Genomic DNA, 20,664 nt, shown 5'->3' on the forward strand with positions numbered 1-20,664 from the left:
AGTCACCGAACGGGTTCGTTCTCCCGGCCGAGGGAACGAACCGCACGCAGCAGCGGCACCGCGAGAACCACCGCCGACACCGATTCGGCCACGATGTACGCCCAGCCCATCGCCGCCAGTCCATGGCCGTCGATCAGCGCCAGGCTCAGCCCGAGGACCAGTGCCGCGTTGAGGACCTGCACGACGATGGCCAGGCGCAGTCGGCGCCGCACCCGGGCGATCGCGTTGTAGGCGAACCCCACGATCGCGGGCATCAGCGCGACCGCAGCGAGCCGCAGCAGCGGGATTCCGGTGTCCGCGTAGTCCTCGCCGACGAACCCGAGGAGCACCGGACCGACGATCGCGAACAGCACCACCCCACCGGCGGTCACCACCGCGAGCACCACGAGGAACCGGCGGGTCAGCGCTCGCACCTGCATCGGATCTGCCGCCACACCGGCGACGTACGGTCCCATCAGCATGGTCATGAGCACCAGGACCGCGGAAACGAGCGACCAGGCGATGGCGAAGTACGCGTTGGCGTCCGCGCCCATGCGGGCGACGACGATCAGCGGCAGCATCAGTGGCGCCAACGCCGCCACCACGTAGATGCCGTACGACGCGGCGAGGAAGGAACCCAGTTCGCGCCGCGGCGGCAACTGCGGCACGGCGCCGGCGAACTCCGGTCCCCGAAGCCGCCGTGCCACGGCGACCCCGAGCACCACCGCCCCGATCAGGGCGGGCACGGTCCAGGTCCAGACGACGGCGAGCCGGGATGCGGTGAATCCGAGGGCAACCGCGGCAACCAGTTTGACCACGGCATGGCTGACGTTCTTGGTCGCCGCCCAGCCGGCCTCCCGCAACCCCACCGACGTGTGATCGAGCAGTGCGAACGCCGAGAACACCGCCACGATCAACGGAAACGACGCGGCCTGAAGGGGATGATCGAACATCTCGTCGGTCGGACCCCACAGCAGGAACACCGCGCCGAGCAGCAATCCTCCGCACCCGCCGACCACGAAGCCTGCGCGCACCAGTGCGGAGGCACGGCTCCCGGCGAGGGGGAGGAATCGCTCGAACAGCGCACCGAGGCTGAGGTTTCCGAACGCCGACAGCATCGTGGCGGTGGTGATGATCGCCGACGCCGCACCGACCTCGCGAGCCGGATAGAGCCGCCCCAGCACCGCCCAGTAGGCGAGGCCCAGCACGCCGGTGAGGGCAGCGGAGACCGTCAGTGCGAGGCTGTTGCGCTCGAGGCTCTTGGCCCCTACACCTCCCCGCTCCGTCCCGCCCGGGGCGACCTCGGCCGGTGCGCCGGGGTCGACCCCGGCCGTCACTGCGTCAGTTCACGCACGTCGGCGCGGACCGACTCCTTGTGAATGTGCTTGGCGGCGCGCCAGTGCTGCCATTCCTGGCCGATGGTGCGCAGCACCCGCATGCCGTCGCTGTAGGCGTTGAGGTTGCTCCGGCCGTGGATGCGCGGGCCCTCGAAGCTGCCGACCTCGACGATGTTCAGGCCGCTCGTGGCCAGACGCACGTTGATGACGGTCTCGATCTCGAATCCGTCGCCCCACTGTGCGCGCTGGTACTCGACCGGCGGCAGCTCGATCAGCGGAACGTGCTTGCGCCAGAAGGCGTTGTAGCCGTAGCAGAGATCGGAGAACTTGGTCCGGAAGATCAGGTTGACCAGGCCGTTGAGTCCCTTGTTCCCGACGTTGCGCAGCGCGGTGATGTCGGAGCTGCCGCCGCGGCCGACGAAGCGGCTGCCCTTGGCGAGGTCGGCACCGCCGACGAGCGCCTCGACGAACAGCGGGATCTCGGCCGGATCGGTGGACCCGTCCGCGTCGATCATCACGATGATGTCCTCGGTCGCCGCAGCGAAGCCGCACGCGAGTGCGTTGCCCTTGCCGCTGCGGGTCTGCGTGACGAACGTCGCGTCGGGCCACAGCTCGCGGGCCACCGGGACCGTGTCGTCGGTGGAATTGCCGTCCACGAACACGATCTGGTCGATGCCTGCGGGCATCCGCGAGGCGACGAACGGCAGGTTCTTCTCCTCGTTCATCGCGGGGATGATGACCGAGACCGTCGGCCGACCGGCGCCGCGCCCGGCGCGGTCCTCGACCGGGGTGAGGGCGGTGGTCCCGGCGTCGCCGCCGGGTCCGTCGGTCGGTGTTGGGGTACTCAAGTCGATCGCTCCAGTTGTGATCACGCGGGGACGGCCCCGCCATGCATCGACAGGCCGGGCAATCGCCTTGCCCACGAGCCGATTCGGGGGTCCCGCAGTTCGTCGAACTGCGTGTCATACAGTAGAAGGTAGGCAAGCCTAAGCAAAGCGCCAGGTGCCCCATGTGACGACTGTCACAAATCGGACGAGAATCGAGGCCCCGTGCACACCCAGGTAGCAATCATCGGCGCAGGACCGGCGGGGTTGACCCTCGCCCGGATGCTCGACATGCAGGGCATCTCGTCAGTGGTCGTCGAACGGTGCAGCCGGGAGTACATCGAGACCCGCACCCGCGCAGGCATCCTCGAGCAGCCGACCGTCGCGCTCCTGCGCGAACTGGGCGTCGCCGACCGGCTGGACCGGGAGGGGATGTCACACAACGGCTTCTACGTGCGCTTCGACCGCACCACCCATCACCTCGACTTCCATCGGCTCGTGGACGGTCACGCCACCGTCTATCCGCAGCAGGAACTGGTCAAGGACCTGGTCGCGAACCGGCTCGAGTCCGGCGAGCCACTGCTGTTCGAGGCGACGGTCACCGCGATCGACACCACCCCGGACGGCGCACGCCTGCGGGTCGACCAGGGCGGCGCCGAACTGGAGATCACCGCCGACTTCGTCGCCGGCTGCGACGGCTTCCACGGCGTCAGCCGGACCCACATTCCCGCGGCGCGACTGCGGGAGTTCAGTCGCACGTACCCGGTGGCCTGGCTCGGCATCCTCGCCCGCACCGCGCCGACCACCCCGGAGGGCATGTACTGCGCCCACGAGAACGGCATCTCGGTGCACAGCATGCGCGGGCCCTCGATCACCCGGCAGTACCTGCAGGTGCCCGCCGACACGAACCTCGACGACTGGCCCGACGAGCGGATCTGGGACGAACTGGCAACCCGCAGCGCCAGCGACGACTCCCCCGAACTCGAGCGCGGCGAGATCTTCGACCGCTCACTGGCCCCGCTGCGCTCGTACGTGTGCGAGACGATGCAGGACGGCAGGTTGTTCCTGCTCGGCGACGCCGCACACATCGTCCCGCCCACCGGCGCAAAGGGTCTCAACCTCGCGGTCTCGGACGCGTGCACGTTCTCCCACGCACTGGGTGGGTACTACAGGGCCGGCGACCGCACACTGCTCGACGCCTACACCGAGACCTGTCTGCCCCGAATCTGGAAGGCGCAGCACTTCTCCTGGACCCTGACGACCACGCTGCACGCCCTGTCCGACGACCCCATGGACTGGCCCCTGCGCCGCGCCCGGCTCCACCGCTGGGTGGAGTCGGAGGCCGAGCAGGCCGCACTCGGCGAGGTGTACCTGGGCCTACCCTTCCCCACACCCTGGCGCCATCCGGCGGCGTGACGGCCGGCGAGCTGGGGGTGGCACCAATCCGGGAGGCCCCCTACCCTTACCCCCAGGCATTTGTGTAGCCTACCCTAATTATGCGTGGCCCCCAGGGTCGTTCCACCGCATGCGTGCTGCCCGATTGGAGTTCGGTCGTTGTTGAGCTTTCCCGCCCCCAGCCGCGCTCATTCTCTGAGCGGGAAGGGCATTCGCCTGTCCCGCATCACCGACCACACCACCAGCCGGACCCTGATCGTGCCGATGGACCACTCCGTCACGATCGGCCCGCTCGGTCACGCCGACCACGCCGACACGACGGTCCGCACCCTCGCCGAGGCCGGCGCCAACGCGGTGGTCCTCCACCGCGGCCGAGCCAAGCTGGTCGATCCGTCGTGCTTCGCGCGAATGGGCCTGATCGTGCACCTGTCGGCCGGCACCACCCGAAGCATGGACCTGCACGCGAAGGTGCTGGTCTCCAGCGTCGAGGACGCGCTCCGGGTCGGCGCGGACGCCGTCAGCGTGCACGTGAACATCGGATCCCCCACCGAGCGCGAGCAACTCGCCGACTTCGGCGCCGTCTCACGCGAGTGCGAACTGCTCGGCATTCCACTGCTGGCCATGATGTACGCCCGCGGCCCCCTGCGCGCCGACGTCCCACCGGACGCGCGCGAACTCGCACACCTCGCCGCGATCGCGACCGACCTGGGCGCCGACCTGGTCAAGCTCGACTACTGCGGCGACCCGGACGCGATGCGCCGCGTCGTCGAGTCCTGCCCGATCCCGATCTGCGTCGCGGGCGGGCCGAGCTCGGGAGGCAGTGACGACCAGGCGATCGCACTCGGTGCCGAGATCCTCGACTCCGGCGTCGCCGGGCTGAGCTTCGGCCGCAACGTGTTCGAGGCCAGGGACCCCTACGCGGTCACCTCCGCGCTCGCCCGGCTGATCCATTCGCCCGCCCCTGCCATCGAACTCGAAAGCGCCTGACGGCACCCGATCCACCGCTCCACAACCCGAAGGGAAACCCGTCCGCACATGGACAGCACCATCGTCACCGACCAGATCGTCCCGGCCGCAGGCGCCGGATCGGACGCCCGTCGCACCCCGGTCAGCCGCGAGGGCCACTTCGCGTGGCTCGACGTGCGCGCACTCGACGCGGCACTGCTGCCCGCAGTCGTACAGGCGGCGCTCCACCACCGCATCGACGGCATCCTGTCCGACCGGATCACGACGTTCGAGGGCCTGCCGCCGACGGTGCGCCGCATCCTCGCCGTCGACGCCCCCGTCGCCGAGGACTTTCCGTACGACAGCGTCGACCTGGTGATCGTCGCCGACCGCGAGGACGCGCGCTCCCCGCACATCGGGCACACCCCGGACGTCGGTGTGCACGTGGTGGTCTCCGACGCCCCGACCCTCCAGGTCGCCTGCGAGGTCGTGCGCGAGGTGCCGTGGACGCTGCTCACGTTCACCGATCCGACCAAGATCCCGCTCGAGATCGTGATCGCGGCGGCCGAGAACTCCGGTGGCCGCACGATCACCACGGTCACCGACGTCGAGGATGCCGAGATCGTCAAGCTGGTGCTCGAGCACGGCTCCGACGGACTGCTGCTCGCCCCGCGCAACGCCGACGACGTGGTGAAGCTGGCCCAGATCGTCGATCACAAGCTCGAGGGCATGGAGCTGTCCGAACTCGTGGTCACCAAGGTCGAGCACATCGGCATGGGCGACCGGGCGTGCATCGACACCTGCTCTCTGCTCGAACTCGACGAGGGCTGCCTCATCGGCTCGTTCTCGACCGGAATGTTCCTGTCCTGCAGTGAGACCCACCCGCTGCCCTACATGCCGACCCGCCCCTTCCGGTGGAACGCCGGCGCCGTGCACTCGTACGTCCTCGGGCCGGACAACCGCACCCGCTACGTCAGCGAGCTGCAGGCCGGCTTCCCGATCCTCGCCGTCCGCACCGACGGCAGCGTCCGTGAGGTGCGCATCGGCCGGGTCAAGATCGAGAAGCGTCCACTGATCTCCATCACCGCGGTGGCCCCGAACGGCAAGAACGTCAACGTCATCGCCCAGGACGACTGGCACGTGCGGTTGCTCGGCCCCGGCGGCTCGGTCAACAACGTCACCGAACTGAAGCCCGGCGACACGCTGCTCGGCTACGTGCCGACCGAGGCCCGCCACGTCGGACTGCCGATCACCGAGTTCTGCGACGAGCGCTGACCGACCATGCCCAGCACGCCCGACATCCTCTGGTACATCGGGGCGAACGACGGTGAGGTGCCGTGGGATCCACGGCACCGCTTCGAGCCGTCGTTCGCCGCGCTGCGCGAACAGGCCCGCACCCTGGACCGGCTCGGCTTCCACGGCGCGCTGACCACGGCACGGGAGGCGATCTCACTGGTCGCCGACACCGAGCGGCTGCGGTTCGTGGTACCGGAGTACCCGGGCGTCAAACCTCCGGTGCTGCTCGCCGAGGAAGCACAGGTCTTCGACCAGTACTCCGGTGGCCGGTTGATCTACAACCAGGTGAACGGCGCCGACCCGGTGCTCGCCCGGTACGGCCGCTTCCACTCGAAGGCCGAGCGCTACGCGGTGTCCGAGGAGTACTGGGCACTGTTCAAGCGACTCTACCTCGACGAGACGGACGCGTATTCGGGGAAGTACTTCGAGTACGGTCCGCGCTACAAGCCGGCGATCGCCGGACCACGGCAGCCGGGCGGTGTCCCGATCTGGGGCACGGGCGCCTCTCCGGAGGGCATCGCGCACGCCGCGCAGGTGCTCGACGCGTACCTGATGTTCATGAGCCCGGCCGACGCGATGGACGCGGTGTTCACGAAGGTGCGCAAGGCCGCAGCCGACGCCGGACGGGAGATGCGGTTCGGTGTGCTGGCGAGCGTGGTCGTGCGCGAGACCGAGGACGAGGCGTGGGAACGCTTCGAGTGGCAACTCGCGCAGACGTCGCCGGAGTCGGTGCTCGCCACCGCGGACCGCAATCTCACCAGCTTCGGGTTCCCCCCGCTGGCCCAGCTGACCTCCGACGATCAGCAGGTGCGGGCCCGGATCGCCGCACTACGCGCCGGTCGGCTGCCCACCCGGGCCGAACTGGAGTACGCACCGAACCTGGCCGCCGGCCTGACCACGTGGACCGGCGCCGAGCCGCCGTTCGACGTGGCGGGCAAGGGCACGGGCAACTACCTGGTCGGCAGCGCCGACAACGTGGCCGCCCGCATCCTCGAGATGTCCTCCGCGCTCGGCATCGACATCTGGATCCTGTCCGGCTGGCCGTTGATCGACGAGGCGAAGATCGTCGCGGACCTGCTGTTCCCCCGGCTCGGGATCACCACCGGTGTCTGAGCTCTCGACCGCCCCCTCCGTCACGGGTCCGCGCGGCTATCCGCCCTTCGACGTGCCGTGGATGTCGATCCGGGAACGGTTCGAGGTGGTGGCCGCGGCACTGTCCGGCGAGACGGCGGTGGTGTGCCGCGGCGAGCAGATCACCTACGGCAGGCTGCGTGAGCGCGGCCTCGCCGGGGCCCGCGCACTCGTCGCCACCCTCAAGGGGGTCCGGCGACCGATCGCACTCGACACCGAGTGCAGCCTCGACTGCGTGGTCGCGATCGTGACGGTGCTGCTGTCGGGAAATCCGTTGGTACTGCTCGACTCCCAGCTTCCCGAAGAACGTCGCGCCGACATCCTCGTGCGCAGTGGGGCCGTGCGGTACCGGCCCACCGACCTCGCCGCCGTGGCCACCGCACCCGACACACCGCTGCCCTTCGGCGCCCCCACCGACACCGCCGTGCTCCTGTTCACCTCCGGGTCGACCGGCCGGCCGAAGGCGGTGCGCCAAGGTCAGCGGCAGTGGCTGAACCAGGCGGCCGACTTCCACGCCACTCTCGGCATCGGCGCCGGGGACCGCGTGGGCATGGCGCTGCCGATCAGCTTCGGCGGCGGACTCGACGTGGTGATGAGCGCACTTCTCAACGGCGCCGCACTGCACGTCCTCGACCCCCGCGAGGCCGGGATCGACACCGTCCCGCAATGGATCTCGGGCGAGGCACTGACCACGCTGCACGCCACCCCCTCGCTGCTGCGCGCGGTGACGAAGGTCTGCCGCGGAACCACCGCCCTGACCCGTCTTCGGCTGGTCACCACGTGCGGTGAGGCCGTGCACGGCAGCGACGTGACGTCGCTGCGCGCCCTGCTCGGGCCACACGCGACCTACTGCAACCTGTCCGGATCCTCGGAGACCGGAAACCTGGCCTTCAACGAATTCCCCGCCTCGCGGGTCGTTCCCGATCGAATCCTGCCCGTCGGCGTCGTGGCCGCCAACAAGCGGGTCCTCCTGCTCGGGCCCGACGGCCGACCGGTACCCGCCGGGGAGGTCGGTGAGATCGTCGTCGAATCCGACTACCTCGCCGAGGGCTATCACGTCGATCGCGACGGCGGAGCCGGCGCGGTCGTCGACAAGTTCGGTGTCACCGCCACCGGCGCCCGCTACTTCCGGCTGGGCGACCTCGGACGGTTCGACGAGGACGGGTTGCTGCACCTCGTCGGCCGCGGCGACGATGCGGTGAAGGTCCGCGGCTACCTGGTCGAACCCGCGGACGTCGAGTCCGCGCTGCGCCGCCTGCCCGCGGTCGACGATGCCGTGGTGCTCGCCCGACGCACGGACACCGGCACCGTCCTGGTCGGGTACGTCGCCGTCGGCCCGGACGGCCGCGCCCCGTCCGCCGCCGACCTGCGCCGCGACCTGCGGAACAGTCTGCCGGACTGGATGATTCCGGCCCACCTGGTACTGCTCCCGGTGCTGCCGCGCAACGAGAGGGGCAAGGTGGACCGGGCCGCGCTGCCCGCGCCGGCGTCCCGTCCGCCGCTGGTACCGCCGGCGGAAGGCACCGAAACCGAGCTGGCCGCACTGTGGGCGCAGATCCTCGGTGTCGAACAGGTCGGCCGCGACGACGACTTCACCGCGCTCGGCGGCGACTCCCTGCAGACCCAGCAGATGCTCACCCGGGTCGGCGAACGGTTCGACGTGGCGCTCTCGTCCGCGACGCTGGCGAACTTCCCGACGCTGCGCGGGTTCGCCGCGCACCTGGACGACTCCCGCACGACGACGCCGGCGGCGAGCTCGGTGCTGGTGCCGCTGTCCACCACCGGCACCGGCGAGCCGGTGTTCGCCCTCGCCGGCGCCGGGTCCACCGCGCTGGCGCTGCTGCCGATCGCCCGGGAACTGCCGCGACCCGTCTACGGGTTGCAGGCACACGGACTCGAACGCCGCGGACTACCGGACTGGACGGTGGCCGCGGCAGCCCGCCGGTATCTCAAGGAGATTCGCCGGGTCCAACCACAGGGCCCGTACACGTTCGTGGGGCACTCGCTCGGCGGCGTCATCGCCGTGGAGATCGCGCGCCTGCTCGAGGCGGACGGCGAGTCCGTCCGTGCGGTGGTCTGCCTGGACACCCTCCTCGGCGGCCCGCTGTCGGTGGGCGGACCCGAGCTGCCCCGCACCGCGGACGCTCCGCCCGCCGTCGCGGCCGCACCACCGTCCCGAACCGACCTGTGGCGCACCCGCTTCCAACTGCTGACCGCGGGCATCGTGCCGCGTCCCGCGCAGGAGCAGTGGGACCTGTTCCACGAGGTGGGCCGGCGGGTGGCATTGCTGCACAGGCTGCGGCCGTGGCACGGCCGCGTCGCGGTGGTGATGGCCGAGGACAATCCCGACGACCCGGCGTGGTGGCCGATCATCGCCCCGAACGTGGTGGCGGTGGACCGGGTGCCGGGCGACCACGTCGGGATGCTGCGCGCCCCGCACGTCGCGCGGACGGCGGCCCTGGTGCGGGCGGCGCTGGAGCACGAGGGATGACGGACCGGTTCGCGGTGCTGGTGCTCGCCCACCGGCAACCGCGGGTGCTCGCCGCCCTGCTCGAATCGCTGCGACATCCGGCCGTTGACGTCTACGTGCACGTCGACGCCAAGAGCGATCTCGCACCCTTTCTCGCCGCGGCACCCGAACGGGACGGGTTGACCTATCTTCGGGACCGACGTGAGGTCCGCTGGGGCGGGCTGCGCGTGGTCGACGCGACCCTGGATCTGGTTGCCGCGGCCCGTGATTCCCGACGCGGGTACACCCGCTTCACCCTGCTGTCCGGATCGGACCTGCTGATCGCCCCGCTCGACGAGGTGCTGCGCGTGTGGTCCGGCCGCACCGAGTACCTGCGCATCGACCGACGGGTGCGCGAACCCGGGACTCCCCGCGCCCGGCAGATCGCCCGCCGATATTTCCCCGACGACCGTGTCCCGTGGCGGCGCCGCCTCGACGGCCGCATCCCGCGCCACGTGGACGGCACCGTCGACCTCGTCCAGGGGTCGCAGTGGTGGTCGCTGACAGACGAGGCCGTCGAGCACGTGCTCGACTTCCTCACCGCGCACCCGCGGTGGTTGCGGTTCCACCGAAACACCCTGTGCCCCGACGAGATCGTCGTCCACTCGATCCTCGCGGCGTCCCCGGTGGCCGACCGGATCGCCCAGCACGTCGACGGCGCCGCCGATGTCACGGTGTTCCGCGCCGATCCGGTGCACGGTCTGCACCACATCGACTGGTCCGACCCGACCGCGATCAGCCCCCGAGTCCTCGGCCCCACCGACGAGACGCTGCTGAGGAACTCGCGGGCGCTGTTCGCGCGGAAGGTCGACGAGTCGTCGTGGGCACTGATCGAGGCGTTCGCGGCCGACCGGTCGGTGACGCGATGATCCGGCGGTTCGCCCGTCCGGGCCTGGAGTCCAACGCCGCGGCGCTGATGTTGTCGTCGGTGGCGACGGGGGCGCTCGGATTGGTGTACTGGGCGGTCGCGGAGCGGTTCTTCGACACGTCGGAGGTGGGACGGGCCTCGGCGGTGATCAGCACCGCGACCATGCTCGCGTCGGTGTCGTGCCTGTCCCTCGGCGGTGCGTACCAACGGTTCCTGCCGGTCGCGGGCCGCGCGTCGCACCGGCTGATCCTCGGCGGCCTGGCACTGACCGCCACGGTGGCCCTGGCACTCGGTGGCCTGTTCCTGGTGGTGAACCCGTCCAACGACCGACTGTTCTCCTCCCAGGCCGAGTACGCCCTGTTCCCGCTGATCGTGCTCGCCTTCGCCGTATACGCATTGGCCGACCCGATCCTGACCGGACTGCGGCTCGCGAAAGCCGTTGCGGTCAAGAACATCGCGCTGTCCGTCCTGAAAGTCGTCCCGATCGTGGCGCTCGCCGGGACCGGGTCCGCACTGGCACTGAGCGGGTCGTGGGCGGTACTCGCACTGGGGGTGACCGCCTTCTCGGTGAGCTACCTGCTGCGCGCGATCCGCGACCGCCGCGAGGTGCCCGCGCAGCTTCCGCCGGTGCGGGAGCTGTGGGCGTTCCAGGGCGTGTTCTTCACGATGACGCTGGTGCTGACGGTGACGCCGCTGGTGCTGCCGCTGATCGTGGTGTCCCAGTTGGGTACCGAGCAGAACGCCTACTTCAATCTGGCGTGGACGATGTGCTCGGCGGTCGGGCTGTTGAGATCCGGGGTGGGGTCCTCGTTCATCGTCGAGGCATCCGCGCCGGACGCGGACCGAGCCGCGCTGTTCCAACGCCTGATCCGCATGCTCGCGGCCGTCGCCCTCGTGTCCGCGGCAGGCCTCGCCGTCGGTGGACCGCTGGTGCTGTACGTCGTGAGCCCCGACTACTTCCACGCAGCGGCCGGACTGGTGCTGGTGATGGCGGTGGAGTCTCTCGTCGGGACCGTCGTCATCGTGTACTTCCTGGTCGCCCAGGTCCTTCGCCGCCTACGCCTGATGCTCGCGGTCCAGATCGTCATCGTCGCGACCACCCTCGGCGTGACGGCGACCCTGGTGCCGGAGGTCGGTCTGATCGGTGTCGCGTGGGGTTCCCTCACCGCACAGGTCATCGCGCTGCTCATCGTCGCTCTGCCTCTACGCCGAGCGGTCTCCGAGATGGCGCGCCCTTCCGCCACCGACGTCACCCCGGAATCCATCCCCGCCCAGTAGTCCAGGGATCCGGACAGGACCCGACGACGTTCCACGTCACCACGCCACAGCGTATCGAGATCGACACCCTGAAACCCGCCGGCCCTCGCGCCCTTCCATGTCGGCCGAGGCGTCGATTCCCAGATCGGTTCACCAGCGCACTCAGCGTCCCTTAAGCATTCCCTCAGTAAGGTTTACCTCAGTCAACAAGCTTGGCTCACCAACTGCGCAGGGCGCGAGGGGACAACCCGGCGCCGCGCACGATGTCGATCACACGCCACGCCGCACGAGGCAGCGCGGTGTCCAAATCCGAAGGGACCCAACATGGGTGTTTCACGCAAGCTGGCCGGCGCCGGTGTCATTGCCGGACTCTCCGCTCTCGCTCTCGTTTCCAGCCCCGCACTGTCGTCGGCTCAGGTCACCGGCACCTGGACCGCGACCGTGTCCGGCTCGCAGATCACCACCACGGTCACGGGCCTGAAGACCACCCTGCCGTTCAACTACTGCGAGGGCTACGTGTACCGCGGCGACGCCACCGCCTTCGACCGGGCCAACAAGGTCCAGGAGTACCTCATCACGGGCACGGACATGGTGAAGGACCAGGTTCTCGCCGGCGTCGCCGGTTCGGGTACCTCGACGGACCTGGCCACCGGCGAGTACTGGGTACTCACCAAGTGCAAGGAGATCGGCGACACCGCCTACCAGACCGTCGGCACGCCCGTGAAGGTGGCGGTCACCGAGGGTGCTGTTGTTCCCGAGTCCGGCAGTGTCGAGGACCTCTTCAGCCAGTTCGGCAGCTAGTCTGCAGGTTTCGTGATCCGGGTGCGGTCGGCGGGCTTCAGCCCGCCGACCGCACCCGGCATCGTTAACGGTGCTCTGCGCACGCCTCCGGCGGCACCGACACCTGTCCTCGACCGACACACCGGCACCTCCCCCGGCTCGTACGCCCGGCCGATTGCCACACGGTCCGCTCGACACCACATCGGGGCCGGCCACCGACGTCGATAGACTGGCGAACCATGACCACCACCTGCACCAGGGCAAGCGAATGAGCACGACGGGCCGACCAGTGTCCCGCCGCGCGTTCGTCACGGGGGCGTGCGCGGCCGGGTGCCTCGCCATCGCCGGTTGCGGGAGCGGCGGTGCATCCGGGTCGGCTCCCGAAGCATCCGGGCCGGTCCAGGTACCGGTCGGCGACGTCCCCGTCGGCGGCGGTGTCATCCTCGCGTCGAATCGGGTCGTGGTGACGCAACCGGAATCCGGGATCTTCCGGGCATTCTCGGCTGTGTGCACCCACGACCGATGCCTGGTGTCGAGAATCTCCAACGGCCTGATCGTCTGCGGATGCCACGGGAGTGCGTTCTCGGTGACCGACGGCTCCGTGGTGCGCAGTCCCGCGCAGAAGGCACTACCGCAACGAAGCGTCGAGCTGGTTGGAGACACCCTGACGATCGGTGCGTGACGATTCCCGCATTCGAGGGCGGTCGGCGCACCCGATCGGGTACGCGTGCTACCCCACGGCGACCAGATCCTTGAGCAGTTCGGTGGTGCGCCGCACGGACGCCCGCGGGTCGGCACCGACTGGGAAGATCGCCGCCCAGATGTCGGTGGCCCCGGCGTCGAGGAGGCCCTGCAGTTGGGTCCGCACGGACTCCTCGCTGCCGAAGATCGCGACGTCCGCCGGGTTCGATGCGCCGCCGACGTCCAGGATGCGTTGGTAGTTGGGCATTCCCGCGTACATCGTTGCGGTGGCGGCGACCGCGTCGCGGACCTCGTCCAGGTCGTCGTGGACGGCGACCGGCAACCCGGCGACGATGCGCGGGGCAGGGCGTCCCGCGTCGGCGGCCGCCGCGCGGATGGCGGGCGAGATCCTGGACTCGATCACCTTCGCGGACGCCATCCACAGGACGGTGCCGTCCGCGTACTGTCCGGCCACCCGCAACAGCCGCGGCGACATCGCCGAGAGCAGCACCGGGACCGGATCGGCGATCGCCGTCATCCGTCCGGCACTGCGCGTGGACCAGTCGTGCCCCTGGAAGTCCACCTCCTCACCACGGAGCAGCGCGGTGACGATTCGCAGATACTCCTCGGTATTGCGTCCGGGTCGGTCGTAGGACAGGCCGTACACGTCCCGGACAAGGGATTCGTGGGACGGCCCGAGGCCGAGTGTGAAGCCCGGTCTGCCCATCGCCTCGGCCACGGCCGCAACACGATTCGCCTGAAGCAGCGGGTGACACGGATAGGTCTGCAGGACCGCGGTTCCGAGTTCGATCGACGAGGTTTCGCGGCCCGCCACCGCCAGGGCGGCGAGGGGGTCACCGGCGACGGTGCTCGCGTACCAGAGCGAGGTGAAGCCGTCCGCCTCCGCGCGCTGGGCCTGTCGCACGATCTTCTCGGTCGACGAAGCGCCACCGGTCAGCCCGATCCTCATGAGAGATTCCCTTTCGTGATTGAGAACGCTATTCTCCGTTTGCGAGATTAACGATCTGCACACGGCTTGTCCAAGGAGGCACCCTTGTTCCACACCGCCACGCCCATCAGCCCGGCCATCGGCGTCGAGATCACCGGAGTACCCGGGAACGAACTGGCCAGCGCCGAGTCGGCCGCCCGGTGCCGCGCGCTCCTGGACGAGCACGGCGTGGTCCTCTTCCGACAGGCCCACATCGGTGACGACGACCTGGTCACGCTGAGCCGGCTGCTCGGGGACGTCGTGGTGGCACCGATGGGCGGCCAGGACGAGCACCCGGAGATCTCCGCCATCAGCCTGGACCCGGCGAAGACCGTCCTGGCGTCCTACAACACGGGCACATTCCACTGGCACATCGACGGTGCCACCGACGAGATTCCGCAGAAGGGAACACTGCTCACCGCGCTCGAGGTGTCAGACGAGGGCGGCGACACGGAATTCGCCAACACCTACGCCGCGTACGAGGCGCTGCCCGACGAGGAGAAGGCCGAGCTCGCCGACCTGCGGGTCGTGCACAGCTTCGCGACGGCGCAGCTGCTCGCCAATCCCGACCCCACCGACAAGCAGCGGGCGGCGTGGGACAGGGTCCCGACCCGGGAACACCCACTGGTGTGGACTCGCGCCAACGGACGCAAGTCGCTGCTCCTCGGCGCGACGGCCGGCCACATCGTGGGCAGGCCGGAGGAAGAGGGCCGGGCGCTCCTGGACCGCCTGCTCGACTGGTCGACGCAACCGCGGTTCGCGCTGCGCCACCACTGGCAGCGCGGCGACCTCGTCCTGTGGGACAACACCGGGATGCTGCACCGCGCCGTGCCGTACGCCCCGACCTCCCCGCGCCTGCTGCACCGGACCACCCTCATCGGTGAGGAAGCCGTGGCGTGAACGACGAGGACGCGCACTGCGAAAGCTACGTCCTGGTGGGGCTGCTGCTCGGTGACGGTGCCACCGTCCAACTGATGAGCGGCAGATACCTCGACCGCCTCGAACGTCGCGGCGGGGCGTGGCGAATCGCGCTGCGACGCTCGACCGTGGAGTGGTCCGCGACGGCCGACGCCTCCCTGCTGCGGTCCCCGTTCTTCACGAAGCAGGCCTTTCCGAGGGGCACCCGGGACGCGAGCGACCTGTCCTACCGGCGCCCGCTCCTGATGGACACACCCGCACCCGAACGCTGGTGACCTCCCGGTCCCGGCTACCTCGCGGACCGCACCCGCGCCAGCGCCTCGACCGCCTTGCGGCCGGTGAACCGGACCGTTTCCACGCCGGGCCGCCGGACGACGGCCCCGACCGCGGGTCCGGCCATCGCCGTCACCGTCCGCGCCACGGCCACCGGCAGCGAGCCGGGCGGAACCCGGGGCCACAGCAGGGTTTCCAACGCGGTGTCGGACAGCGGGCGAACACCTGTCATGGCCGCGTGCTCCCGTGCGATCCGCAGGTGCGCCCGCCGCTGCGCGTCCGAGTGCAGGGCGCTGACCTGTTCCGGATAGATCCGGTACCGGTATCCGACCATCGGCAGGTTGCCGAGCCGGCCGTACTCGGAAAGTTCCGAGAACATCCGGTAGTCCTCCGCGTGCGCGAACTCGGGCCGGAACCGCAGTCCGCTGCGGTCGAGGACGGGTGTGCGGATCATCACCGACGCCCCGCAGTGGCAGCTCGACAGGAGCAACCGCTGCCGGCACGCACTGTCGGTGCGTGGCATGCGGACCCGGCCGGTCAGCGCGCCGAACAATTCGTAGTCGGTGCCGCACACGATCAGTCGCGGATCGTCGTGCATCGCCCGCATCTGCGCCGTCAGCCGGCCCGCCGGCATCAGGTCGTCGGCGTCCATCCGTGCGATGAAATCGCCCCGGGCCTCGTCGAGGCCCCGGTTGAGCGCGCCGACCAGGCCGGTGTTCTCCTGCCGAACCACCCGCAACCGCGGATCCTCCACCGAGGCCAGCACCTCGGCGGTGTCATCGGTGGACCCGTCGTCGATCACGAGCAGTTCGAAGTCCCGAAAGTCCTGATTCAGCACCGAATCCAGCATCGGGCGCAGGTAGCGACCCGCGTTGTAGGCGGGGACGAGGACCGTCACCGGGGGCGTGCTCATCGGTACCTCAGAATCGTCGAGTAGAGCCCGGGCACCGTCCCGAGCATGGCCGCGAACACCGCCTCCCGCGGGTGCCCGGTGCGCAGCAGCGGGAGCACGTCGCGCGGGGACACCGCCGCCCGGACCCGGTCGATCGCCTCGTCGTACAGCGGCGGGCGGGTCGCGGACGCGTGGTCGGCCCGCATCGCGACGTGCGCGACGGACCGCAGGATCTCCCGGTACCGGAAGCCACGCACCTCGTCGCGCCACCGCGCGCCAAGGCCGGCGTGCGCAACCGCCGCACTCACGTCCACGTCCACCTTGAACAGGTCCAGGGTCCGCGGACTCAGTGACGTACTGATCGACCCCTCCCGGTACAGGTATCGGTACAGCGGTTCGTCGACGAGCGCGACCCGCGCGGCGGCCAGCGACATCCGCACCAGCGGCGCCATGTCCTCGTAGCCCTGGTCCTCGTCCCACGGCCGGTCCCCGAGCAACTCCCGGCGGAACAGCTTGGTGCACGCGTACGCCTTCGCCCGCCCGGTGACGAGACGGTGGGCGAAGTCGGTGCCGGACACCACGATCGCCTCGAACGGCGGTTCGTCGATCTGCAGCACGAGTCCGGTGTCGTCGACGCGTTGCGTGCGGGTGCAGGCGAAGTCCGCCGCGCCGTCCTCGAGCGCCCCCGCCAGCAACTCGACGAACCGCGGGTCGGCCTCGTCGTCGCTGTCGAGGAACCAGACGAGATCCCCGGTGGACGCCCCGAGCCCCGAGTTGCGGGCCCGGCCGAGGCCGAGGTTCCGGTCGTGCACGACGCGGTGGAACCGCGCGCCGCGCTCGGCGAGGTAGCGCTCGGCCACCGCCATCGACTCGTCGCCGCCGCGGTCGTCGACGAGCACGATCTCGTCGACCGGGCGGGTCTGGGCGAGCACCGACCGCAGGCAGCCCTCGACGTACGGCAGGCAGCGGTACACCGGGACCACGACGCTGACCCGGCTCACTGAACCTCCTCCGGCGTTGCGAATTGCGGTGTCACGGTGGCGAAGAGCCCGTGGTGGTCAGAACCGGGGAGGTCCACCCGCTCGTACTCCCCCACCACCGCGTTCTTCAGGACGATCCGGTCGATCGCGATCACCGCCGGGTACCACCGGTCCGCCGGATACGTCGGCACCAGCCCGGCGCCGGCCTGTTCCCCGGCATCGGCGAAGCCGTCGGACAGGATCGCTCGGTACCGGCTGTGCGAGTACGTCGAGTTGAAGTCGCCGCTGACGACCATCGGATCGCCGTCCGCGGCCCGCTCGTGCAGCAGCACCGCGAGCTTCTCCATCTCGGCCGCCCACATCCACGACGGCGACGGGTACGGCGGCATCGGGTGCACTGCGACGACCGTCACGGTGCGCGCCTCCCCGAGGTCGATCTTGGTGACCAGATTCGCCATCGAGAACCGGCCGAGCTCCTCCGGGTCGCGCATCGCGAACCGGCTGTAGATCCCGGTGCCGCCGCCCCCGGACTCCTTCGGCTTCAGGAAGGTCACCGGCAGCAGTTCCTCGAGGCCGGCCTCTCGCAGCCGGGCAACGGCCGAGTCGGTGAGCTCCTCGACGGTGAGCACGTTCACCGATCGCGATCGGACCAGGTCCACCAGCGCATCGGCGTCGGCCTCACCGAGGCGAATATTGGCCTGCAACAACCGGATCTGGCCGTCTGCGGCGGTCGCGTCGGGCGCGTTCCGCAGGTACAGCGGGAGCTGGGTGGAGAGGCCGGCGAACACGATCACCGCGCCGACCACCAGCGTCCGCCAGGCCCGCAGTGCCGCCAGCACCACCAGACCCGCCACACCGACGGCCACCAGCACCGGCACGAACGAGGACGCGATGATCAGCTTGTTGCTCTCGGGTCCGACGTAGTGGACGACCACACCGAGCGCTGCCGTCGCGACGGCGGCGATTCCGGACGCGTAGCCGACCCGGCGCACCGCCTCCCGCGGCGTCACCGAGCGATCTCAGCTCGCACCGACGACCTCGTACCAGGCGCCGAGTTCCGGGTCGGACGCGAGGTCGACGAAGTCGATGACCGCGCCCTCCGAACGCCACCGCTCGACCAGAGACATCAGCCGCACCGAGTCCAGTCCCAGGTCGAGCAGGTTCGCGTCCTCGGTGAGCTCGTCGGCGGGCAGGTCGAGCAGGGCGGCCAGGTCGGCGACCATGCGGTCCCGGGTCAATGTGGTGCTCACAGGTGAAACCTTTCGTGGGTGTTGCGTGGATCAGGCGTGGACGGCGGTCGCCGCGTCGGTGGGGCTGGCGACGGTGCGGCGCAGGGTGCCGAGGAGCAGCAGCGCGACCACCGCGACGGCGCACATCGTGAGGCTGTAGGTGACCACAGCGGCCGATGGCGCGACGACGCCTCCGAACGCGCCGGCGATCAACGCGCCGATGGAGATTCCGGCGACCTCCTGCGCCGACCAGAGCCCGTTCACCCGGCCGAGCAGGTGCTCCGGGGTGTGGGTCTGGATGAGCGAGTACCGCAACACTTCCTGTACGGAGGCGATCGCGCCGACCACGACGAGCACCAGCAGCGCCACGACGAGGGTGCCGGTGAGCCCCACGAGGGCCTGCACCGCGAAACCGACCGCGAGGGCGATCAGCAGCACCGTGCCGGGCCGCGCCAGACGAGACATCCACCCGCTGGTCACCGTCGCGATGACCGCGCCGACCGCACTGGCCGCGTAGAGCAGACCGGCGGCACGGGAGTCACCGGCGAACCGCTCGTCCACCAGTCCGGGCACGAGGACGAGGACCCCGCTGCCGAGCATGGCGATCACCCCGGCGATCATCACCCCGCCGATCACCTTGTGTTCGAGGACGAACCGCGTCATCGAGACCGGCTCACCGGCCGCGTGTACCTCGTGTTCGACGGGTGCCGGCGCGGGCAACGGCGGCAGTCCCGCAAGCAGGGCGATCGTGATCACGGTGCCGATCGCGGCCACCCAGTAGTTCCAGGACACCGAGAACGCCGCGATGACGAGGCCGCCGAGGGCGGGTGAGATGACGGCGCCGGCGCGGGCACCGAGGACGTTCAGCGCCCCGACCCCGACGAGTTGATCCCGCGGAACCAGGGTCGGCACGACCGCGAACAGTGCCGCGATGCTGATCGAGCCGATCAGGCCGTTGATCACCGACAGCACGAAGATCGCCACCCACGACGGGTCGGCGAGCATCGCGTTCACGGCGAGGCCGACGAAGGTGAGCCCGGACACGGTGCGCGCGAACAGGATCAGCTTCTTGCGGTCGTAACGGTCGGCGAGTGTGCCGCCGATCAGCATGCCGCCCATGGACGCGGCGCCCTCGACCGCGGCGACGAGCCCGACCAGGAACGTCGACCCGGTCAGGTCGTACATCTGGAGGGGGACGCCGACCATCAGCATTCCGATCCCGAAGATCGAGATGGTGCGGGCGATGAACACCCGTCGGAACGCCGCGCTCTCGCGCAGCGGCCGCAGGTCGAGGAGTACGCCGCGTTCACTCATGTCAGCTCGCGGAGCCCTTGGCGACGGCGTCCGTGATGAGCGGCATCACCTGGTCGGTGGCCCAGCCGAGCGAGAGCGCCGACGGGAAGCCGACCGCGTTCGGCAGGCCGCTGGTGCGCGCGAGGGAGACCACCGCATTCTTCTGCACGGCGGGCAGCGCGTTCCAGTTCGCGAACTTGGTGAGGTAGCTGAGGTCGCCGGTCGGCGAGACCACGACCAGGACGTCGGCGTTCATCTCGCCGATGTTCTCGTAGGACAGCACACCACGACCGTCGGCGTCGACGGGCAGCGTCGTCGCGTACGGGCTGAGCACCAGGCCGAGGGAAGTGAGGAACTGGCCGATGCCGCGCTCGTCGGAGGCCAGCACCGACAGCTGGCCGCCGGTGTCACCGATCACCGCGTTGTAGGTCTTGCCCGCGACGGTGGGGTTGGCGGCCTTGGCGTCGGCGAGGCGCTTCTCGGCGTCCGCGATCACCTGGTCCGCCTTCTCGGGGATCCCGAGGGCGGTCGCGATCTTGCGGGTCGAGTTCTGCCACGGCTCGCCGTTGGCCTTGGTGTCGAAGTGCACGACCGGGAACTGTGCGTTCAGCTGGTCGAAGGTGGCCTGGTCCAGACCCCAGAAGCCGGTGGAGACGATGACGTCGGGCTGCAGGACGGCGAGCTTCTCGGCGATCGCGTCCGCTCCGGTGTCCATGTCGAGCGTCTCGGGAGTGTTCGTGCCGAACGCCTCCTTCTGCCACGGCCAGAATCCGGATCCGCCGGTGGCGGCACGGTTCTGGGCGTCGACCGGGATCGCGACGGGGGTCACGCCGAGGGACAGCAGGATGTCGGCGTCCTGCGGGGACAGCGGAACCGCACGCTTGGGCGTCGCCTCGATGGTCGAGTCACCGAACTTGCCGGACACCGTCACCGGGAACTGCCCGGCCTCGCTGCCCGCGCTGGTCGTGGTGTCGGTGGTGTCGGAGTCCGATCCGCATGCGGCGACGCCGAGCATCACGGCCGCCGCCGCGAGCGCGGCACCGACCCGCCTGGTCCATCGAGTGTTCATCTGTTTCCCTTCGTGGTGCC

20 protein-coding genes are annotated in these 20,664 nt (G+C 70.0%); 11 read left to right on the forward strand and 9 right to left on the reverse strand.

Features of this window, described 5'->3' with window-relative positions:
* Window positions 1-2: 2 nt before the first annotated feature.
* Together ACWDUM_RS02270 and ACWDUM_RS02275 are read right to left on the reverse strand one after the other, a co-directional pair.
* Entirely contained in the window at window positions 3-1,316 is a 1,314-nt protein-coding gene (locus tag ACWDUM_RS02270; RefSeq protein WP_450132720.1) for a lipopolysaccharide biosynthesis protein, read from the reverse strand.
* Window positions 1,313-2,164: a glycosyltransferase family 2 protein gene (locus ACWDUM_RS02275; RefSeq protein WP_450112874.1), complete on the reverse strand. Its 852-nt coding sequence runs from the start codon at window positions 2,162-2,164 to the stop codon at window positions 1,313-1,315. The genes ACWDUM_RS02270 and ACWDUM_RS02275 overlap by 4 nt, the downstream gene beginning before the upstream one ends.
* Before the next feature lie 201 nt (window positions 2,165-2,365).
* On the opposite strand from ACWDUM_RS02275, the gene ACWDUM_RS02280 reads away from it, so the two are divergent.
* The 9 genes from ACWDUM_RS02280 (at window position 2,366) to ACWDUM_RS02320 (ending at window position 13,003) form a co-directional block, all read left to right on the forward strand.
* Window positions 2,366-3,556: a 4-hydroxybenzoate 3-monooxygenase gene (locus tag ACWDUM_RS02280; protein WP_450132721.1), complete on the forward strand. Its 1,191-nt coding sequence runs from the start codon at window positions 2,366-2,368 to the stop codon at window positions 3,554-3,556.
* Between the two features lie 138 nt (window positions 3,557-3,694).
* A complete protein-coding gene (locus ACWDUM_RS02285; RefSeq protein ID WP_450132722.1) occupies window positions 3,695-4,522 on the forward strand; it encodes a 2-amino-3,7-dideoxy-D-threo-hept-6-ulosonate synthase in 828 nt (275 codons plus the stop codon).
* A 48-nt stretch (window positions 4,523-4,570) separates the two neighbouring features.
* Entirely contained in the window at window positions 4,571-5,755 is a 1,185-nt protein-coding gene (locus tag ACWDUM_RS02290; RefSeq protein ID WP_450132723.1) for a 3-dehydroquinate synthase II family protein, read from the forward strand.
* Window positions 5,756-5,761: 6 nt separating this feature from the next.
* Entirely contained in the window at window positions 5,762-6,889 is a 1,128-nt protein-coding gene (locus tag ACWDUM_RS02295) for an LLM class flavin-dependent oxidoreductase (protein ID WP_450132724.1), read from the forward strand.
* Window positions 6,882-9,398: an AMP-binding protein gene (locus tag ACWDUM_RS02300; protein WP_450132725.1), complete on the forward strand. Its 2,517-nt coding sequence runs from the start codon at window positions 6,882-6,884 to the stop codon at window positions 9,396-9,398. Before ACWDUM_RS02295 ends, ACWDUM_RS02300 begins: the two co-directional genes overlap by 8 nt.
* Complete coding sequence (locus tag ACWDUM_RS02305; protein WP_450132726.1) at window positions 9,395-10,285, forward strand: beta-1,6-N-acetylglucosaminyltransferase; 891 nt, start codon at window positions 9,395-9,397, stop codon at window positions 10,283-10,285. The genes ACWDUM_RS02300 and ACWDUM_RS02305 overlap by 4 nt, the downstream gene beginning before the upstream one ends.
* Entirely contained in the window at window positions 10,237-11,562 is a 1,326-nt protein-coding gene (locus tag ACWDUM_RS02310; RefSeq protein ID WP_450132727.1) for a lipopolysaccharide biosynthesis protein, read from the forward strand. Before ACWDUM_RS02305 ends, ACWDUM_RS02310 begins: the two co-directional genes overlap by 49 nt.
* Window positions 11,563-11,865: 303 nt before the next feature.
* On the forward strand, window positions 11,866-12,342 hold the full coding sequence (locus ACWDUM_RS02315; RefSeq protein ID WP_450132728.1) for a hypothetical protein: 477 nt from the start codon (window positions 11,866-11,868) through the stop codon (window positions 12,340-12,342).
* A gap of 247 nt (window positions 12,343-12,589) precedes the next feature.
* Window positions 12,590-13,003, forward strand: a complete 414-nt coding sequence (locus tag ACWDUM_RS02320; RefSeq protein ID WP_450132729.1) for a Rieske (2Fe-2S) protein — start codon at window positions 12,590-12,592, stop codon at window positions 13,001-13,003.
* 48 nt (window positions 13,004-13,051) lie between these two features.
* Here the strand turns inward: ACWDUM_RS02320 and ACWDUM_RS02325 are convergent, their stop codons facing one another.
* Window positions 13,052-13,972, reverse strand: a complete 921-nt coding sequence (locus ACWDUM_RS02325) for a TIGR03564 family F420-dependent LLM class oxidoreductase (RefSeq protein ID WP_450132730.1) — start codon at window positions 13,970-13,972, stop codon at window positions 13,052-13,054.
* A gap of 84 nt (window positions 13,973-14,056) precedes the next feature.
* Between ACWDUM_RS02325 and ACWDUM_RS02330 the strand changes: the two genes are divergently transcribed.
* Both ACWDUM_RS02330 and ACWDUM_RS02335 read left to right on the forward strand, forming a co-directional pair.
* Window positions 14,057-14,890, forward strand: coding sequence for a TauD/TfdA dioxygenase family protein (locus ACWDUM_RS02330; RefSeq protein ID WP_450132731.1), 834 nt, complete (start codon window positions 14,057-14,059; stop codon window positions 14,888-14,890).
* Complete coding sequence (locus ACWDUM_RS02335) at window positions 14,887-15,183, forward strand: hypothetical protein (RefSeq protein WP_450132732.1); 297 nt, start codon at window positions 14,887-14,889, stop codon at window positions 15,181-15,183. The genes ACWDUM_RS02330 and ACWDUM_RS02335 overlap by 4 nt, the downstream gene beginning before the upstream one ends.
* Before the next feature lie 14 nt (window positions 15,184-15,197).
* Here ACWDUM_RS02335 and ACWDUM_RS02340 read toward each other — a convergent pair whose 3' ends face one another.
* The 6 genes from ACWDUM_RS02340 to ACWDUM_RS02365 are packed head-to-tail and all read right to left on the reverse strand — an operon-like array spanning window position 15,198 to window position 20,644.
* On the reverse strand, window positions 15,198-16,094 hold the full coding sequence (locus tag ACWDUM_RS02340; protein WP_450132733.1) for a glycosyltransferase family 2 protein: 897 nt from the start codon (window positions 16,092-16,094) through the stop codon (window positions 15,198-15,200).
* Window positions 16,091-17,074 (reverse strand): glycosyltransferase family 2 protein, encoded by a 984-nt coding sequence (locus tag ACWDUM_RS02345; RefSeq protein ID WP_450132734.1) that lies wholly within the window; start codon window positions 17,072-17,074, stop codon window positions 16,091-16,093. Before ACWDUM_RS02345 ends, ACWDUM_RS02340 begins: the two co-directional genes overlap by 4 nt.
* The gene (locus tag ACWDUM_RS02350) at window positions 17,071-18,063 is read right to left on the reverse strand and encodes an endonuclease/exonuclease/phosphatase family protein (protein WP_450132735.1); all 993 of its coding nucleotides are present in this window, start codon (window positions 18,061-18,063) and stop codon (window positions 17,071-17,073) included. Before ACWDUM_RS02350 ends, ACWDUM_RS02345 begins: the two co-directional genes overlap by 4 nt.
* Before the next feature lie 9 nt (window positions 18,064-18,072).
* On the reverse strand, window positions 18,073-18,276 hold the full coding sequence (locus ACWDUM_RS02355; protein ID WP_450115861.1) for a phosphopantetheine-binding protein: 204 nt from the start codon (window positions 18,274-18,276) through the stop codon (window positions 18,073-18,075).
* Between the two features lie 57 nt (window positions 18,277-18,333).
* Window positions 18,334-19,596, reverse strand: a complete 1,263-nt coding sequence (gene entS / locus ACWDUM_RS02360; protein ID WP_450132736.1) for an enterobactin transporter EntS — start codon at window positions 19,594-19,596, stop codon at window positions 18,334-18,336.
* A 1-nt stretch (window position 19,597) separates the two neighbouring features.
* On the reverse strand, window positions 19,598-20,644 hold the full coding sequence (locus tag ACWDUM_RS02365; protein WP_450132737.1) for an ABC transporter substrate-binding protein: 1,047 nt from the start codon (window positions 20,642-20,644) through the stop codon (window positions 19,598-19,600).
* Window positions 20,645-20,664 lie beyond the last annotated feature (20 nt).

This window comes from Rhodococcus sp. NPDC003322, from assembly GCF_053589555.1.

What these genes read in the sequence shown, in the direction of transcription:
- ACWDUM_RS02290 (WP_450132723.1), top strand. Translation starts at nt 4,571, where the DNA reads ATGGACAGCACCATCGTCACCGACCAGATCGTCCCGGCCGCAGGCGCC.
- ACWDUM_RS02295 (WP_450132724.1), top strand. Translation starts at nt 5,762, where the DNA reads ATGCCCAGCACGCCCGACATCCTCTGGTACATCGGGGCGAACGACGGT.
- ACWDUM_RS02305 (WP_450132726.1), top strand. Translation starts at nt 9,395, where the DNA reads ATGACGGACCGGTTCGCGGTGCTGGTGCTCGCCCACCGGCAACCGCGG.
- ACWDUM_RS02315 (WP_450132728.1), top strand. Translation starts at nt 11,866, where the DNA reads ATGGGTGTTTCACGCAAGCTGGCCGGCGCCGGTGTCATTGCCGGACTC.
- ACWDUM_RS02320 (WP_450132729.1), top strand. Translation starts at nt 12,590, where the DNA reads ATGAGCACGACGGGCCGACCAGTGTCCCGCCGCGCGTTCGTCACGGGG.
- ACWDUM_RS02325 (WP_450132730.1), bottom strand. Translation starts at nt 13,972, where the DNA reads ATGAGGATCGGGCTGACCGGTGGCGCTTCGTCGACCGAGAAGATCGTG.
- ACWDUM_RS02340 (WP_450132733.1), bottom strand. Translation starts at nt 16,094, where the DNA reads ATGAGCACGCCCCCGGTGACGGTCCTCGTCCCCGCCTACAACGCGGGT.
- ACWDUM_RS02355 (WP_450115861.1), bottom strand. Translation starts at nt 18,276, where the DNA reads ATGGTCGCCGACCTGGCCGCCCTGCTCGACCTGCCCGCCGACGAGCTC.
- entS (WP_450132736.1), bottom strand. Translation starts at nt 19,596, where the DNA reads ATGAGTGAACGCGGCGTACTCCTCGACCTGCGGCCGCTGCGCGAGAGC.
- ACWDUM_RS02365 (WP_450132737.1), bottom strand. Translation starts at nt 20,644, where the DNA reads ATGAACACTCGATGGACCAGGCGGGTCGGTGCCGCGCTCGCGGCGGCG.